Origin of the sequence: Aedoeadaptatus coxii (assembly GCF_001553115.1) — a bacterium.
Lineage (GTDB): Bacteria > Bacillota > Clostridia > Tissierellales > Peptoniphilaceae > Aedoeadaptatus > Aedoeadaptatus coxii.
The window spans coordinates 51,145-66,508 of record NZ_KQ960182.1 but is presented as its reverse complement, the minus strand read 5'-3'; the positions used below and the strand labels follow the sequence as shown (position 1 = coordinate 66,508).

Sequence of the window (15,364 nt, the reverse complement as noted above, 5' to 3'; positions counted from 1 at the left end):
CCTTTCTCTAAAATTTTACTCAATTACTAACTAATTTAGGATAACATACGCACCCTGAATTGTCAATTACTTTGCGTATTCCGGCTTGTGATTTAAATCGTGAACGCTGTCGATAAAACGAACCGTGCGAGAAGGTAATCTCAATACAAGGGATTGTGTCGATGCCTTATTCCCCTTCATAAAATGAACGCCCTTCAATAAATCGCCGTTGGAAACACCGGTTGCGGAAAAAATGACATCATCGCCTTTTACTAAATCATCGATCGTATAGATCTTTCCTTCTTCCGCCGGACTCTTTTCGATTCTGGAAAGTTGTGCGTCGTCGAAGTGAACGAGGCGTCCTTGAAAATCTCCGCCGAGGCATTTTAATGCCGCTGCTGCCACGACACCTTCAGGCGCCCCGCCGATACCCATAATTAAATCGATACCGCTTTCTTCAAAACAAGTATAAATCGCCGTCACAATGTCGCCGTCACTTATTTTTCGGATGCGGGCACCGGTTTTACGAATCTCTTGAATGAGATCGTCGTGACGCGGACGATCCAATACGGAAACCGTAATATCCTCCATAGACTTGCCTACTGCTTCTGCAACCCGTTTTATATTATTTTCGACGGTGTCGTCCAACTGAATTTTACCTTTTGCCGCAGGTCCGCAAGCAATCTTTTTCATGTATACGTCGGGAGCGTGAAGCAGGCATCCCTCAGGCGCTACAGCCACAACGGCGATGGCATTGTTCATACCGTTGCTTATGGCCGTCGTACCGTCGATGGGATCCACGGCAATGTCCACCGCCACGTCGTCATTTTGGCGTGTGCCGATTTCTTCGCCAATATAAAGCATGGGGGCTTCATCGATTTCCCCTTCGCCAATGACGACGGTTCCGTTAATATGCACCGTATCAAACATGCGACGCATAGCATCGACAGCTGCGCCGTCTGCACCGTTTTTGTCGCCTTTGCCTAAGAATTTTGCGCCGGAAAGAGCGGCCGCTTCAGTAACACGTGCTATATTCAGACTTAAATCTCTATCCATTCGCTCTCCTCGTTCCTTCGAAATCCTTGTTAAATTGATCGATCCCCTTGTCGGTTAAAGGATGGCTTACCATTTGTTTGAAGACTTTATAGGGCACGGTAGCAATGTGAGCTCCTGCCATAGCCGCTTGTTGTACATGCAGCGAATGACGTACGCTTGCGGCAATTATTTCGCTTTCATAACCATAAAAGTCGATGATTTCCGCCAGGGATTTAATTAAATCCATACCGTCGTTTCCAATATCATCTAATCGACCGATAAAGGGACTAATATAGCTGGCCCCTGCTTGTAGTGCAAGTAAAGCCTGATTGACCGAAAAAATCAGAGTGCAGTTGGTAGGAATACCCACCTCTTCCAGGGCACGAATAGCTTTTAAACCTTCGGTCGTCATGGGAATTTTTACGACTACATTTTTATGGATGTCGTGAAGTGCTTTCCCTTCTCGAATCATGCTTTCCGCATCTTCCGATGTTACTTCGGCACTAATAGGGCCGTCGACGATAGATGTGATCTCTTTGATTACTTCTTCAAAGACCACATCTTTTTCTTTTGCTATAAGGCTGGGATTAGTCGTAACGCCGGAAATAACGCCCCAGGATTCGATCGCTTTTATCTCTTCAATGTTTGCTGTATCAATAAAAAACTTCATTATTTCCAAGCCTTACCGTCACTGCCGAATACTTTGATTTTTTCTTTTACCGTGTCGGCCATGCGGGCGCGAGCAGGTTTCAAGATTTTACGAGGATCGATTTCGCTCGGATTTGCTTCGACAAATTCCTTAACGGAAGTTGCAAAACTTGCGCGAATATCCGTGTCGATGTTGATTTTACGAATACCTGCTTTTACTGCGTTTTCGAGGGTGTCGTAGGGAACACCGCTAGAGCCGTGGAGTACGAGGGGTACGGAGACTACGCGATCGATTTCTTTAATACGTTCAATATCGACTTTAGGTTCACCTTTATACACACCGTGTGCCGTACCGACGGCGATGGCAAGAGAATCCACGCCGGTTTCCTCTACGAAAATACGCGCTTCTTCGGGATCTGTATAAGTGGCTTCCGATTCAGAAACTACGATATGATCTTCCGTTCCGCCGATTTTACCGAGTTCCGCTTCTACCGATACACCTACGGAATGGGCGATGCGCACAATTTCTTTTGTAAGACGAATGTTTTCTTCCAATTCATGCTTTGATGCGTCGATCATAACGGAGGTAAAGCCATTGCGAATACATTTCATAATTTCATCGAAATCTGTACCGTGATCCAAGTGGAGCGCCATAGGAACGTCGATTAATCCCGCCGTGGTTTTTACGAGAGAGGTGATGTATTCGACGCCTGCATACTTAATGGCGCCTTGAGAGGCTTGTAAAATAACCGGTGCCTTTAAATCTCCTGCTGCCTCTGCAATAGCTTGAATAATTTCCATATTATTAACATTAAATGCACCGACGGCATATCCGTTTTGATCGGCGTGTTCAAGTATTTGTTTTCCTGTAACTAACATAAACATATCCTTTCTCTAATCGATTGATTCCAAAAGTACAACGGCCATTGCCGTCATGCCCTCTTTTCTTCCTTCATACCCCATTTTTTCCGAAGTTGTCGCTTTCACGGAAATATCGTCCATGTCTTTCCCGCAAACACGAGCAATGTTTTTACGCATATCGTCGATAAAAGGGGCAAGTTTCGGCGATTGGGCAATAATGGTACTGTCGATATTTCCGATGCGGTAGCCTTTTTCTTTTGCCAGTTCTACGACCTCTTCCATCATTTTTAAACTGGACGCATCTTTAAAGGCAGGGTCCGTGTCGGGAAATAATTTACCGATATCGCCCAAGGCCAAAGCGCCTAAAATGGCATCTTCGATGGCGTGGACGAGAACATCGGCATCAGAGTGGCCTAAAAGTCCTTTTTCATGGGGAACTTTTACGCCGCCCAAAATCAAGTCGCGATCCTCCACGAGGGCGTGAACATCGTATCCTATTCCAATTTTCATTCTTCCATCCTATCTGAATAAATAGCATCTGCAAAAATTAAATCTTCAGGTGTTGTAATTTTAATATTTTTATAGGATCCTCGAATAAGGCGTACTTTTTTCCCCGTTTTTTCTACGAGAGAACAGTCGTCCGTTCCGTAATATCCTTCTTCATACGCCTGTTTATAGGCGCTAATTAAAACTTCCTTGTGAAAACCCTGGGGCGTTTGAATGGCGAAAAGCTTTGAGCGATCCGGCGTAAACTGTGCCCAGTCTCCGTCTTCGCTGATTTTCACCGTATCCTTCATCGGCGTCATGAGACAGCAGGCGCCTGATGTACGTGCCCCCTCGATGACCGATAAAATTTCCCTTTCTGTGACAAAAGGCCGGGCACCGTCATGGGTCAAAATAATGCCGTCAAAGTTTTCTAAATAACGTAAACCTTCCCATATGCTGTCTTGTCGTTCATCGCCTCCGAGAACGATGGATACTTCGTGATGAAGCTCCATGGTCTTTAGAATGGTGCGCATCATCTCTTCCTCGCCGGAGCGTATGAGAAGTATAATCTTATCGATCTCACTCAAACCGTCGAAAATTTCGATAGTGTGACGGATCATGGGCTTTCCGTGAATAGGAAGGTATTGCTTATTCTGGCTGATGCGCATGCGCTTCCCCATTCCGGCCGCGGCGATTAAGACGCACACTTTTTCGCTATTCATCCCTCGACCCCTTTTCCAAATTTTGGGAGAAGTCGATATTGTTAAGGGCGTAAGCTATAATATCGCGCGCCATGGGAGCGGCAACGCTGCCGCCTGATCGGCCCGCTTGCTCGACGATAACGGCAACGGCCACTTGAGGATCATTGGCGGGAGCATAGCCGATAAACCACGCGTGGTTTTCACCCGATGCATTTTCTGCTGATCCGGTTTTACCCGCCACTTTAACGCGGCGCATGGCGGCGCGTTTCCCCGTACCGTTTTGAACGACTGAGAGCATGAACTCGTTAAGTTTTTTAGCTGTTTCCTCAGAAATGGAATCTTGCAAAACTTTAGGTTCATGTTTACGAATACTTTTACCTTTAGGATCTTCCACTTCTTTTACGAGAATGGGCTCCATCATTTTTCCGTCATTGGCGACAGTACTTGCCACCATGGCCATGTGAAGCGGCGTAACTAAAACATCACCTTGTCCAATGGCAGACGCCGCTAGGGTCGTCTTCGGAATATTCTTTTTGTAATCAAATACCGAAGGCGATACGGGAAGATCAAAGGGAATTTTTTTATTGAAATAGAATTGATCTGCTGTCGATCCCAAACGTTCCTTACCGAGTTTAGCACCTTTTGAAACAAAATAAGTGTTAATAGAATGGGTAATGGCGTCTTTTAAATCGACATTTCCGTAAATGCTTCCTTCCGCATTTTTAAATTCTCGTCCGTCGATAGTTTGCGATCCTTTATCGTCGTAATTCAGGTTTAAATTACTGTCGAGTAATGAGGCTGCCGTAATAATCTTAAAAGTTGAACCGGGAGGATACCTCCCGTTAATGGAGCGATTTAATAGGGCACCCGCTTTATTCTTTTGTAGAGAATTCCAATCTTCCGCTACAGACATGGCGTTGAAATCCGGCAAAGAGGCCATGGCATAAATCTCTCCCGTTTTCGGATTCATAACCACAATGCTGCCGCGCTCTGCGTTTTCTTCCAAAAGTTCCCGCGCCTTCGATTGCACCTGTGTATCTACCGTTAAAATAAGAGAATTCCCGCCCTGCTTTTTATTGCTGAGCCAATTGGAAATTTGGACTATGGCGCGATTGCTGTTTCGATTCAACAAATCGTCGTTATGACTTGCTTCAAGTCCGCTCTTGCCAAGCGAAGGATGAGAATAGCCGATCATATGGGAATAAAGAGTAGGATAAGTATACTCTCTATGATAGTGGCCGGGCTCCCCTTTCGATGTTGCGAGGAGTTCGCCGTTGCGATCGTAAATATCTCCTCGTTTAATTTGAGCTTCTTCAATATAACCCCGACGATTGGATGGATGGTTGCGCACGGTCTCCGCTTCGAAAAGATAAAAATACGTGAGGTAGACGATGGCGCCTAAGAATAACGCGATTAAACCTACCATAAGGATGACGATTCGCCTAAGCTCTGATTTGTTCATCGTTCACCTCATGCTTTCCGTCTCGTTCATACTTCCAGGAAAGATCCTCAGAAGCTACCTGCAAAATTCCAAGCGCGATGAAACTCGACAAAATAGAACTTCCCCCATAAGACATAAAGGGCAAAGTTATCCCCGTCATAGGTATAAGTTTCGTTACACCGCCGATATTTAAAAACGCCTGTATGGAAATCATAACCGTTGCGGAAATTGCCAGAATTCTGTAAAACTTATACTCTTGCTCGAGGGCAATTTTAATGCCTCGATAAACCAATAGAATGTAAAGAAGAATAATGGCGAACCCGGCAAAAAGTCCCATTTCCTCACAAATAACGGGGAAAATAAAGTCCGATACCGATACGGGGATAAGTTCCGGATGTCCAAAACCGATGCCCACACCGAAAAATCCGCCCTCTGCAATGGCGAAGAGGGACTGCACGATCTGACGTCCCGAGGTGTAAACATCCTTCCATGGATCCAACCACAAATCGAAACGAACGCGTACGTGGGAGAATAAAAAGTATCCCGCAATGGCACCTAAAACCAATAATACAATATTGATAAGAACGGCTTTAATATCCGGGTCATAGACAAACTGAACAGACATATACATAGCCATAAACATAACGGCCGTTCCCAAGTCCCTTTGAATGAAAAGCATGAGAACGAAAAAATAGATGATGGCCATTATAATGTAACTGGCATAGGGATACTTCTTATATTTTTCATAATTTGTATAAAAGCTCCCCAGTATAAACATCAGCAAGATTTTAATAAATTCCGTAGGTTGAAAGCCGATAGAACCGAACTTGAGCCAGTTTTTAGCGCCGCCTTCCGCCTTCCCGAAAATCAGAGTAGATAGAAAAAGCAACACACTAATAATCAGTGCTAAGGATCCGTAGCGTTCCAAATTAGGAAAAATTCGCACTACAAAATAGGTGGCATAAAAAAGCAGAACGCCGATAAAGGCCCACTGCAGCTGTCTAATACCGATGGCAGGCTTGATTCTAAAAATAGTGACAACGCCGATCGTTAAAAGTAAGGATATAATGAGAAAAATATAATTGTCCCCGGTCGTAATTTTTCCCAGTATAAAATTCGAAATATAGATGACAAAAACAAGGCCGCCCGTTAAGAATAACAGTTGGCGGTCGAGATCTCCTTCATAAGTATAAAAAACCAAAATAATGGCCAATACTTCAAAGATCAAGAGAATATCCCGAGGTCGTTTTAATAATTTATTGATCACGATCCACCTACTTTGCTTGATCTACAAATAAAAACTGAATAAAGCCGACGCCGATCCGGTCGCCGTTTTTAAGTTCCGCTTCATCGTATAATGTTTGGCCGTTTAAAAAAGTACCATTGGCGCTGTGCAGATCACGAATATAATAATGGCCGTTTTCTTCCTGAATGACCAAATGATTTTTAGATACGAAATTATCTTTAATCACGATGTCATTTTTACTGCTGCGGCCCAGCTTCGTAAGACCTTTTAACACATAGTACTCCTGCATTTTAAAATTTAAAGAATCTAATCGGTTAACTACTTTTAAATAGGCTTCATCCTTATTCGCGTCTATCGAACGCATGGAACGAATATCCAAATAAATCATTCGAATAATGGTGAAGATAAATAAGTAGATGATTAATATAAAAATGTATTTAAATAACTGCGAAAGTAATAAAATCATCGTCCACCTCAACTTAATTTTACATAAATATTATCACAGAAATCGCTTATTTTCAACGAGTCGGCTCTTATGAAGCCATGGATTTAAGAGAAGAAATTCCTAAATTATGTTAAAATATAGCGATGATGACTATGGAAATTAAACGCATTAGAAAATTAAATAATCTCTTTGTCGTCGATCTGAATGACGAAATCTCCTTGAGTTTGCCGGAGTCGGTTTTTGTGCGGCACAATCTCTACAAGGGAAAAGAGCTTGGTGAAGAGGATCTTTTGGATATCCGAAAAGACGGCGAACGCCAAATTGCCATCGACTTTGCTCTCAAAAAGCTTCGCAATCGAAAGACGACATGGGAAATTAAAGATCTGCTGTTCAAAGAAGGTATCGACGAGGATGCGATATTAGCCGCTGTCGATTATCTGCAAGACTACGGCTTTCTAAATGATCGAGAGTACGCTGAACTGTATGCTCGCGACAAACGGAATCTTAACGGCTATGGGCCGGTTAAAATTCGTTATCTCTTAAAACAAAAAGGCGTCGACGACGAACTTATCGCCGATGCGCTTGAACATTTTACACAGGATGATGAAATTGAATTGGTGGAAAAGATCGTCCATAAGAAATACGTTCGAAACCGGAATTTATCCAAGGAGAAAACGAAGATCATTCGCTTCCTCCTCTCTCGCGGATTTGAATATTCTGCTATTAAGGCGGTGCTTAGTCGATGGCCGTAACGCATTACGTCTATATTTTGGAATGTAGCGATAAGAGTTTTTATACCGGCTATACTACCGATCCCAAACGTCGATTATCAGAACACAATAAGGGAACGGCGTCGAAATATACTCGTAGTCGCCTTCCCGTTTCCATGGTCTATTTAGAATCAGTAGCCGATAAATCGACGGGTTTAAAAAAAGAACTCGCTATTAAAAGTCTAACGCGCGAAAAAAAGAAACAGCTTATAGAAAAAGGAGGCGGTTGTCTTGTCCCGACAAGAGATAAGGAGCTTAAATGAAGCTAAGAGCTTAATCAACATTTCCATGACGACCGGTCAAATGCTTATTAAAAACGGAGCCGAAATCTATCGTGCCGAAGATACCATCGAGCGTATGATTTCTTCGATGAAAAGTATTAAAGAGGTCGATGTCTTTGGCTTGAATTCCGCCATTTTTGTTTCGGCGGAATATGAAAATGAAACCATTACCATGTTTAAAGATATCGAAAACGGCGGCGTTAATCTCAATCAAATCGACGCCCTCAACACGTTCTCCAGACGTTTTGTAGCCGGCGAAATATCAATTCAAGATGCACGAAACGAACTGATCGCTCTCTCCAAAGCTACTAAGCGTTCTCTACCCGTTACCATGTTTTTTACGGGCCTATGTAGTGCCTCCTTTGCCGTTTTATTCGGCGGCACTTGGTACGACTTTGCCTACACCTTTTTCGTCGGCTTCATCTTAAATTATTGCATGCGTTTCACGGCACGCTATAACGTTTCTTTTTTCCCCGAATCCTTTATCGGTACCCTCGTCGTTTCCATTCTCGCATTAATCGGGGTTAAGGCAATGCCCGTTCTTCACATGGATATGATCATCATCGGTGCCATAATGCCCCTTGTACCCGGCATGGCGGTAACCAATTCCTTCCGTGATATTATCAGCGGCGATTATGTATCCGGACTCATCGGTATTACAAAGGGAATCTTCGTTGCCCTTGCCATTGCATTAGGCGTCGGCGTTATTTTAAATTTGGAAAAAATGATTGGAGCGTAATATGACCCTTACAAAAGCTCTCATTATGTTTTGTGTTTCTTTTTGCGGCGCCCTCGGCTACGCTATACCTGTGGAAGCTCCAAAACGATCTCTTCTTTCAAGCTGTTTAAGTGGCGCTATTTCATACCTTCTGTATCTAAAGATTATAGATTTAGACGGCAATGCTTTCTTCGGAGCTTTTCTCGCCGCATTTTTAATCGGTATTCTCGGCGAACTTTTTTCCCGGTATTACAAAATGCCCGCCACTATTTTCATTATGCCGCCTTTGATTATTTTGGTCCCCGGCGGCGGAATGTATTACACCATGAGTTATTTAATTCAAGATAATATGGACATGTTTCTCCGCGAAGCGGTCAACACATTCTCTATCGCCATTGCCCTTTCCTTGGGAATTGTTGCTTCCGGTATGTTTTCAAAATCTCTCCGCGCCTTCCGACGACGTTCCATTCATAAAGGTCAACCACGTTTAGATCATTGGCGAGACTCTATGTAATAGAAAAGCCATAGTTCAGAAATTTCAAACTGAACTATGGCTCTTTTTATAATATCTTAATCATTTTCAGTTGGCCTCGGTTCCCATTTTTTTTATCAGCTTTTTTCAAAACAATAAAGCTGAGAACAAAGGAAAGAGCACCTAAGCCAAATATATAGAGATCGCGATTCGCTAAACTTTTCGGCAGCAAGAACTGGCCAATAAAAATTAAAGCGAGAAACGCCGCTAATGGTATGCCATAGACTTTATAGATAGACTGTAAGACGAAATGATCGTTTACATAAAGTTCTACCGTGTCGCCGGCTTCAGCGTTTAAATCGTTGGATACGGAAATAAATTCAGACTTTGATTCACATGCCGTACTGGTACAAGTCGCGCACCCCGAACCGCAAGCTCCTTTCCGTGTCACTTCCATATAGGCCATGCCTTTATTAACCGATAAAACACGCCCAATTTGAATCATGCTATCACTCCTCTATAACGCGAATATGCACCTCTTCAAGTTGTTTTTTCGAGAGACCTACAGGTGCACCGGTTAACAAGTCGCTTGCCGATTGTGTTTTAGGGAATGCAATAACATGGCGCATATTCTTTTCGCCGGTCAGCAACATAATTAATCGATCCAATCCATAGGCTAGGCCGCCGTGTGGCGGTGCACCGTATTTAAAGGCTTCCAACAAGAAGCCAAATTTATCTTGTGCTTCTTCTTCCGTAAAGCCTAATGCTTTAAACATTTTCTTTTGAATTTGTCCGTCATGAATACGAATGGAGCCGCCGCCCATTTCGTCGCCGTTCATGACAATGTCATAAGCCTTCGCACGGCAATTGGCGGGGTCGGTTTCAATTTTGTCGATATCTTCATCCATAGGTGCCGTGAAAGGATGGTGTTTTGCCACGTAACGCTCTTCTTCGTCGTCGTATTCGAATAAGGGGAATTCGACGATCCAAAGAGGTGCAATGACATCTTTCGGAATTAAATCCATTTCATCGGCAATATGGTTTCGAAGATTTCCGAGAGCAGCAAAGACCACGTCGTTTTTATCGGCGACGAATAAAATTAAATCCCCCGCTTCCCCATCGACGCGCTCGATAATACTCTTCATAACATCGTCGCCAATAAATTTAAGTATCGGCGATTGAATATCGTCTTCTTTTATCTTAGCCCATGCCAGGCCCTTCGCCTTAAAGTCTTTTACGAAGGACTCCAACTTGTCGATTTTCTTACGGGAATAAAATTCCTCGCCGCCTTTTACGACAATGGCACGTACGCTGCCGCCGGATGAAACGGCACCGGAAAATACTTTAAAGTCACAGTTCTCTACGATGTCGGATACGTTTTTAAGTTCCATTCCGAAACGAACATCCGGTTTATCCACGCCATAGCGATCCATCGCTTCCCGATAGGTCATGCGATCGAAAGGCGTCTTTAAGTCTACATCGAGCACTTCTTTAAAGAGCATTTTTAAATAACGCTCGTTAATTTCCATTACATCGTCCGCTTCCACAAAGCTCAGTTCCATATCGATTTGCGTAAATTCAGGTTGACGATTGAAACGCAAATCTTCATCTCTGAAACAACGGGCGATTTGAATATAACGATCAAATCCCGACACCATCAATAATTGTTTCATTAATTGAGGCGATTGAGGTAAAGCATAAAATGCACCGTCGTGGATACGGCTCGGCACGAGATAATCCCTCGCCCCTTCCGGCGTCGGCTTGTTTAACATGGGAGTATCAACTTCCACAAAACCTTCGTCGTAGAAGAAGTCCCTCGTCAATTTATATACCCGGGAACGCGTCCTTAAAACCTGTTGACTGTGAGGTTTACGTAAATCAAGTGTGCGATATTTTAAACGAAGGTCGTCGCTTACGTCGTCGTCATCTTTGACATAAATCGGAGGAACTTCGGACTCATTAAGAATCTTTAATTCGCGAGCCAAAATTTCAATATGACCCGTCGGAATGTTTTCGTTAACGGCACTGCGGGCCCTGACATTCCCTTCGACAGCTACGACAAATTCAGAACGTAAAGACGTTGCTTTTTCAAATACACTTTCGTCCACTTCACTATCGAAAACGACTTGAACGATACCCGTGTAATCGCGAACATCGGTAAATACAAGTGCCCCCAGATTTCTGGATTTTTGCACCCAACCCATAATCGTGACCGGACGATCGATATATTCTTCATTTAATGTTCCGCATAAATGTGTGCGCTTTAATGTTCCCAGTGATTCTCCCATGATTCCTCCTAACAAATTCTTTCATCTATCTTTTTAAGCCAGTGCGCCCTCTCGTCTCCTGAAGAACTATCGGCCAACATTTGCCAAATATATTTTGCTGCATGGTCCATGCCTTGACATCCTGCCAAAAGCAGAACATCTCCCGGCTCGACCTTTGGAAGTATGGCATCGATGGCCTCCTTCAGGGAATCGATGACAGGTACGGAATGGCCTGCTTTTTCCATTTCGCTTAAAAAAGCTTCGAGCTCTTTGTCCGTCACCACGTCTTTAGACGATACTACCTCGACGGATTTTGTCGCTATAAAATCTTTAAGAGGCAGTTTCGGCATCCACTTGACGGTTTCTTCCGCATTTTCGCGATTAAGTTCCGCTCCCCTGCCGCCGCGAATGGCGTAAAGTAGATGCAAATTCTTATAATCCATACGACATAATGTTTCCAGCGTAACGGCAATATTTTTAACATTGGCGTAATGATCGTCGATGATCATATACTCTTTATTATAGATCAACTCGAAGCGTCTTTCGACTCCTCTGAAATTATATAATGCTTTTTGAATAATGGACGGTTCCACGCCCACCAATAAACCGAAGCTAATGGCTACCATGGCATTTAAAACTGTATGAAATCCCGTTACCTGAAGCTCGATGGGGAGATCCAATTTTTTGAGAGACCACTTACCGGCCTTATGATCATCCTTTACCGAGTAAATAAATTTAGGAAAACCGCTCGAAATATCTATATCCGAAACACCAATTAAGGCATCTTTTTCAGCACCTGCCGTAAAAACTTGTCCCTCCGTCTTATCTTTCAGATTCTCAATAAGCGGGGCGTCGATGTTTAAGATAACCGCCGTTTCTTTATCCGCATGGCGAATTAAACGACTTTTAAAACGGAAGTAATTTTCAAATGTTCCGTGTTGCTCCAAGTGTTCAACGGAAATATTATTGAAACTGACTATATCGTAATCAATTCCTCGGCTTCGATAAAGTTCTTGGGCCGAAGAAGATACTTCCATTACCACAACTTCTACACCGCTATCCGCCATGTTGCGCAAATGCTTTTGCAGATGAATGGACTCCGGGGTCGTTAAAATCGAAGGAATGGAAACATCCTTATATTGGACTTCAACTGTTCCGATAACGCCTACTTCAAAACCTGCGGCCTTAAAAATATCCCGCATCATGTAGGCTGTAGAGGTTTTTCCGTTGGTGGCCGTTACACCGTAAACCTTCATTTCTTTGGAAGGATCGCCGTAAAATGCGCAGGCCAGGTCGGCAAGCGCCATCCGTGGATTTTCAACGACGATTCGCGGAACATCGATCGATACTTCGTGATCGCATACAATTAACGCTGCGCCGCGCTTAATAGCCTCTTCGATATAATCATGACCGTCAACTAAAACGCCTTTCATGGCGACGAAAATGTCGCCCTCTCCGATTTCTCTCGAATCATTTGAAATATGGGGAATGTCCAATTCCTCGTCTATGCTGCCGATTCGTTTTTGAATCTCTACTCGTTCCAGTAAAGTCTTTAACTTCATAAAATGTCTCCCAAATACCTTTTCTTTTTGCCGATGATTTCCCCAAATCGATCGGTATAATCTCTCATATTTCTAAAATTGGAAAATTTGCGAATAGTCTTTCCCTTTTTGTCTACCAATTTTGTCGTCGATGACATGCCTACGCCCAAAACCGAATGGATCTCCTCCATCATAATCATATTATAAAGATTGTCGTGACCTTCCCTCGAAAATCCGATATTCGATCCATTACCCATGATCCGCTTTTGACGGTATAGGTAATAGGGATGGTAGCCCGCCTCGTCCATGCGCTTCATAGAATAATTCTGCATCCGACGAATATTTTTGGTATATACCCCTTCGTTTTCAAATAACTTGGATCCATTTTTAAGGGACAAGACGTGAATCGTAATATTTTCCGGATTTAAAGCGATGATTTCATCAAATGTGTGGGCAACTTCGGGTATTCCTTCATCGCCGAGCCCCAAAATCAGGTCCATATTAATTTCAAAATCCGTTAGCTCCCGCACCATATCGTACGCTCGCTTAATATCTTCGCTCTTATGCGGCCGCTTCACCCTTTTTAAAGTTTCATCCACCATGGTTTGGGGGTTAATGCTTATACGCGTAACAGGATATTCTTTTAGCATATTCAAAAGATTTTCATCGATGGTTTCAGGTCTGCCCGCTTCCAACGTAAATTCGACAGGCTTTAGATTTGTCAGTCGATCCAATAATTTACTAAGCATTGGAAGCGGTATGGAAGTCGGCGTTCCGCCGCCAATGTAAATTGTCGTGGGATCTTCTTTAATTGTTCCCAATACGTAGTCCAGTTCCTTTAAGAGGTAATCCATATAAAGTTCGACAGCATCGAGATTATCGCTCCTAATCGTGGGATAGCTGCAGTAATCGCAACGGGTTGCACAAAAGGGAATGTGAATGTAAAGAGAATAACCTTTCCCCTTGATTCCATCGGTCTTTTCGCTTTCCAACAAGGCGATATCCATTAAAAGATCCGCCATATACGGGCTGAGTAAATATTCGTCGATTAAATACGCCTTTGTTTTTTCGTCACCTAAAAGGCGCCTCTGTTTTTGAAGAAATTTAATAGGACGCGTGCCGGTAAGGGTTCCCCATAGGCAATCCTCTTTAGAATCATGTTCAATATCGCGCACAATCCAAGATGCAATGGCGCGCTTAGCCTCATATTCATCTTTAAAATTAAAATCTTTTTCAAAGCGATCCTCGCCGATTACGAGGACGGCTTTTTTTATATCCCCAATCGTTTCAATGGACAGAAAAAGCTCGCCGGATGTTTCGTAATACGGAAAATAGATTCGGAGAAGTTCATAAAATGTATGAATCTCCGAATCTGTACCTTTTACAATGCGAATCATAGGACGTGTTGCATATAGGGATTAATACGCTTTTCGATGCCGATAGAGGTTTCAGGGCCGTGACCGGGTAAAACTCTTAAATTTTCATCGACCTGTGCAAGTTTGCGCAATGAGTGCATCATAGCTTGCATGTCCCCTCCCGGAAAATCTGTACGACCTATAGAGCCCTGAAATAAAGTATCCCCACTTAAAAGGAGATTCCCATAAAAATAACAAACCGAACCGGGGGTATGCCCCGCTGTTTGCATCACTTTAATTTTACCGCAGTCCAATTCGATCGTGTCACCGTCATTTAATAGGACATCCGGTTCTTTATCGGGCACCTCTCCGCCCATCATGGCAATAAATTGAGGCACTTGATGGTTGAAGTTTTCCAATTCATCTTTATCCATGTATACTTTTACGCCGAGAGCATCGCGCACCTGATTAAGTGCCGCTACGTGATCTCCATGAGCGTGGGTCAATAAAATCGCTTCAATGGTTAAGCCCAGATGCTCGACCTCGGCTAAAATACGACCGGATTCAGCACCCGGATCCACAATAAATCCTTTTTTATTTTTTTCATTGTAGACGATGTAGCAATTGGTCGTACCGCCGACTAAAACAGTTTTAAAAGCCATTAAAAACCCCTTTCGCTATCCAATAAAATAGTAACCGGTCCATCCGCCACCATATCAATGGACATATCGGCACCAAACTTTCCGCGAGCTACGGAAAAGCCCTTAGATTCCACGTACCGAATTAAATCTTCATACATGGGTTCGGAGACATCACCTTTCGCCGCGCGAATGTAGCTCGGACGATTGCCTTTTCGGCCGTCGCCATAAAGGGTGAACTGGCTGACAATCATAATCTCGCTTCCGCTATCTGCAGCATTTACGTTCATGACGCCCTCTTCATCTTCGAAAATACGAAGGCCGACTATTTTATTTCCGATGTACTCCATGTCTTTTTTCGTATCTTCCGTCGATACGCCGACTAAAACCATCATCCCTCTTTCGATGGATGAAATGAACTCGCCGTCGACCGTGACGGCGGCACGTTTAACGCGTTGAACCACTGCGCGCATAATTCCT

18 protein-coding genes are annotated in these 15,364 nt (G+C 43.5%); 4 read left to right on the top strand and 14 right to left on the bottom strand.

Annotation, left to right across the window (positions count from 1 at the left end; genetic code table 11):
- Positions 1-66: 66 nt before the first annotated feature.
- The 8 genes from glpX to HMPREF1863_RS07105 are packed head-to-tail and all read right to left on the bottom strand — an operon-like array spanning position 67 to position 6,863.
- Positions 67-1,035 (bottom strand): class II fructose-bisphosphatase, encoded by a 969-nt coding sequence (glpX, locus tag HMPREF1863_RS07140; RefSeq protein WP_068369206.1) that lies wholly within the window; start codon positions 1,033-1,035, stop codon positions 67-69.
- The gene (gene fsa / locus HMPREF1863_RS07135) at positions 1,028-1,684 is read right to left on the bottom strand and encodes a fructose-6-phosphate aldolase (RefSeq protein WP_068369203.1); all 657 of its coding nucleotides are present in this window, start codon (positions 1,682-1,684) and stop codon (positions 1,028-1,030) included. The genes glpX and fsa overlap by 8 nt, the downstream gene beginning before the upstream one ends.
- The gene (locus HMPREF1863_RS07130; RefSeq protein WP_068369200.1) at positions 1,684-2,541 is read right to left on the bottom strand and encodes a class II fructose-1,6-bisphosphate aldolase; all 858 of its coding nucleotides are present in this window, start codon (positions 2,539-2,541) and stop codon (positions 1,684-1,686) included. Before HMPREF1863_RS07130 ends, fsa begins: the two co-directional genes overlap by 1 nt.
- 15 nt (positions 2,542-2,556) lie before the next feature.
- Positions 2,557-3,033 (bottom strand): 2-C-methyl-D-erythritol 2,4-cyclodiphosphate synthase, encoded by a 477-nt coding sequence (gene ispF / locus HMPREF1863_RS07125; RefSeq protein ID WP_068369198.1) that lies wholly within the window; start codon positions 3,031-3,033, stop codon positions 2,557-2,559.
- Positions 3,030-3,731 carry a 2-C-methyl-D-erythritol 4-phosphate cytidylyltransferase gene (gene ispD, locus HMPREF1863_RS07120; RefSeq protein WP_068369195.1) on the bottom strand — a complete coding sequence of 234 codons (702 nt, stop codon included), beginning with the start codon at positions 3,729-3,731 and terminating at the stop codon, positions 3,030-3,032. Before ispD ends, ispF begins: the two co-directional genes overlap by 4 nt.
- Complete coding sequence (locus HMPREF1863_RS07115; protein WP_068369192.1) at positions 3,724-5,172, bottom strand: peptidoglycan D,D-transpeptidase FtsI family protein; 1,449 nt, start codon at positions 5,170-5,172, stop codon at positions 3,724-3,726. The genes ispD and HMPREF1863_RS07115 overlap by 8 nt, the downstream gene beginning before the upstream one ends.
- Positions 5,153-6,418 carry an FtsW/RodA/SpoVE family cell cycle protein gene (locus HMPREF1863_RS07110; protein ID WP_068369190.1) on the bottom strand — a complete coding sequence of 422 codons (1,266 nt, stop codon included), beginning with the start codon at positions 6,416-6,418 and terminating at the stop codon, positions 5,153-5,155. The genes HMPREF1863_RS07115 and HMPREF1863_RS07110 overlap by 20 nt, the downstream gene beginning before the upstream one ends.
- A gap of 7 nt (positions 6,419-6,425) precedes the next feature.
- Complete coding sequence (locus HMPREF1863_RS07105) at positions 6,426-6,863, bottom strand: FHA domain-containing protein (protein WP_068369188.1); 438 nt, start codon at positions 6,861-6,863, stop codon at positions 6,426-6,428.
- A gap of 122 nt (positions 6,864-6,985) precedes the next feature.
- On the opposite strand from HMPREF1863_RS07105, the gene HMPREF1863_RS07100 reads away from it, so the two are divergent.
- Genes HMPREF1863_RS07100 through HMPREF1863_RS07085 form a run of 4 tightly spaced genes read left to right on the top strand, consistent with a single transcriptional unit; the run spans position 6,986 to position 9,125 of the window.
- Positions 6,986-7,594 carry a RecX family transcriptional regulator gene (locus tag HMPREF1863_RS07100; RefSeq protein ID WP_068369185.1) on the top strand — a complete coding sequence of 203 codons (609 nt, stop codon included), beginning with the start codon at positions 6,986-6,988 and terminating at the stop codon, positions 7,592-7,594.
- Positions 7,585-7,875, top strand: a complete 291-nt coding sequence (locus HMPREF1863_RS07095) for a GIY-YIG nuclease family protein (protein ID WP_068369180.1) — start codon at positions 7,585-7,587, stop codon at positions 7,873-7,875. Before HMPREF1863_RS07100 ends, HMPREF1863_RS07095 begins: the two co-directional genes overlap by 10 nt.
- Positions 7,844-8,632, top strand: coding sequence for a threonine/serine exporter family protein (locus tag HMPREF1863_RS07090; RefSeq protein WP_068369178.1), 789 nt, complete (start codon positions 7,844-7,846; stop codon positions 8,630-8,632). Before HMPREF1863_RS07095 ends, HMPREF1863_RS07090 begins: the two co-directional genes overlap by 32 nt.
- Before the next feature lies 1 nt (position 8,633).
- Positions 8,634-9,125 carry a threonine/serine exporter family protein gene (locus HMPREF1863_RS07085; protein WP_068369176.1) on the top strand — a complete coding sequence of 164 codons (492 nt, stop codon included), beginning with the start codon at positions 8,634-8,636 and terminating at the stop codon, positions 9,123-9,125.
- Between the two features lie 46 nt (positions 9,126-9,171).
- Here the strand turns inward: HMPREF1863_RS07085 and HMPREF1863_RS07080 are convergent, their stop codons facing one another.
- From HMPREF1863_RS07080 to dtd, 6 genes are read right to left on the bottom strand one after another with little or no spacing between them, the layout of a single operon-like run.
- Positions 9,172-9,588 carry a SoxR reducing system RseC family protein gene (locus HMPREF1863_RS07080; RefSeq protein WP_068369174.1) on the bottom strand — a complete coding sequence of 139 codons (417 nt, stop codon included), beginning with the start codon at positions 9,586-9,588 and terminating at the stop codon, positions 9,172-9,174.
- Positions 9,589-9,592: 4 nt separating this feature from the next.
- Entirely contained in the window at positions 9,593-11,371 is a 1,779-nt protein-coding gene (gene aspS, locus HMPREF1863_RS07075) for an aspartate--tRNA ligase (RefSeq protein WP_068369172.1), read from the bottom strand.
- Positions 11,372-11,379: 8 nt separating this feature from the next.
- Complete coding sequence (locus HMPREF1863_RS07070) at positions 11,380-12,912, bottom strand: Mur ligase family protein (RefSeq protein WP_068369169.1); 1,533 nt, start codon at positions 12,910-12,912, stop codon at positions 11,380-11,382.
- Positions 12,909-14,288, bottom strand: a complete 1,380-nt coding sequence (hemZ, locus tag HMPREF1863_RS07065) for a coproporphyrinogen dehydrogenase HemZ (RefSeq protein WP_068369164.1) — start codon at positions 14,286-14,288, stop codon at positions 12,909-12,911. Before hemZ ends, HMPREF1863_RS07070 begins: the two co-directional genes overlap by 4 nt.
- Positions 14,285-14,908, bottom strand: coding sequence for an MBL fold metallo-hydrolase (locus tag HMPREF1863_RS07060; protein ID WP_068369161.1), 624 nt, complete (start codon positions 14,906-14,908; stop codon positions 14,285-14,287). The genes hemZ and HMPREF1863_RS07060 overlap by 4 nt, the downstream gene beginning before the upstream one ends.
- A complete protein-coding gene (dtd, locus tag HMPREF1863_RS07055) occupies positions 14,908-15,357 on the bottom strand; it encodes a D-aminoacyl-tRNA deacylase (protein WP_068369159.1) in 450 nt (149 codons plus the stop codon). Before dtd ends, HMPREF1863_RS07060 begins: the two co-directional genes overlap by 1 nt.
- Positions 15,358-15,364: the final 7 nt, after the last annotated feature.

Excerpts from the sequence above, each read along its gene's own strand:
- hemZ (WP_068369164.1), bottom strand. The coding sequence starts at position 14,288 with ATGATTCGCATTGTAAAAGGTACAGATTCGGAGATTCATACATTTTAT.
- glpX (WP_068369206.1), bottom strand. The coding sequence starts at position 1,035 with ATGGATAGAGATTTAAGTCTGAATATAGCACGTGTTACTGAAGCGGCC.
- HMPREF1863_RS07115 (WP_068369192.1), bottom strand. The coding sequence starts at position 5,172 with ATGAACAAATCAGAGCTTAGGCGAATCGTCATCCTTATGGTAGGTTTA.
- ispF (WP_068369198.1), bottom strand. The coding sequence starts at position 3,033 with ATGAAAATTGGAATAGGATACGATGTTCACGCCCTCGTGGAGGATCGC.
- HMPREF1863_RS07085 (WP_068369176.1), top strand. The coding sequence starts at position 8,634 with ATGACCCTTACAAAAGCTCTCATTATGTTTTGTGTTTCTTTTTGCGGC.
- HMPREF1863_RS07060 (WP_068369161.1), bottom strand. The coding sequence starts at position 14,908 with ATGGCTTTTAAAACTGTTTTAGTCGGCGGTACGACCAATTGCTACATC.
- HMPREF1863_RS07080 (WP_068369174.1), bottom strand. The coding sequence starts at position 9,588 with ATGATTCAAATTGGGCGTGTTTTATCGGTTAATAAAGGCATGGCCTAT.
- dtd (WP_068369159.1), bottom strand. The coding sequence starts at position 15,357 with ATGCGCGCAGTGGTTCAACGCGTTAAACGTGCCGCCGTCACGGTCGAC.
- fsa (WP_068369203.1), bottom strand. The coding sequence starts at position 1,684 with ATGAAGTTTTTTATTGATACAGCAAACATTGAAGAGATAAAAGCGATC.
- HMPREF1863_RS07100 (WP_068369185.1), top strand. The coding sequence starts at position 6,986 with ATGATGACTATGGAAATTAAACGCATTAGAAAATTAAATAATCTCTTT.
- HMPREF1863_RS07070 (WP_068369169.1), bottom strand. The coding sequence starts at position 12,912 with ATGAAGTTAAAGACTTTACTGGAACGAGTAGAGATTCAAAAACGAATC.
- HMPREF1863_RS07105 (WP_068369188.1), bottom strand. The coding sequence starts at position 6,863 with ATGATTTTATTACTTTCGCAGTTATTTAAATACATTTTTATATTAATC.
- aspS (WP_068369172.1), bottom strand. The coding sequence starts at position 11,371 with ATGGGAGAATCACTGGGAACATTAAAGCGCACACATTTATGCGGAACA.
- ispD (WP_068369195.1), bottom strand. The coding sequence starts at position 3,731 with ATGAATAGCGAAAAAGTGTGCGTCTTAATCGCCGCGGCCGGAATGGGG.
- HMPREF1863_RS07095 (WP_068369180.1), top strand. The coding sequence starts at position 7,585 with ATGGCCGTAACGCATTACGTCTATATTTTGGAATGTAGCGATAAGAGT.
- HMPREF1863_RS07130 (WP_068369200.1), bottom strand. The coding sequence starts at position 2,541 with ATGTTAGTTACAGGAAAACAAATACTTGAACACGCCGATCAAAACGGA.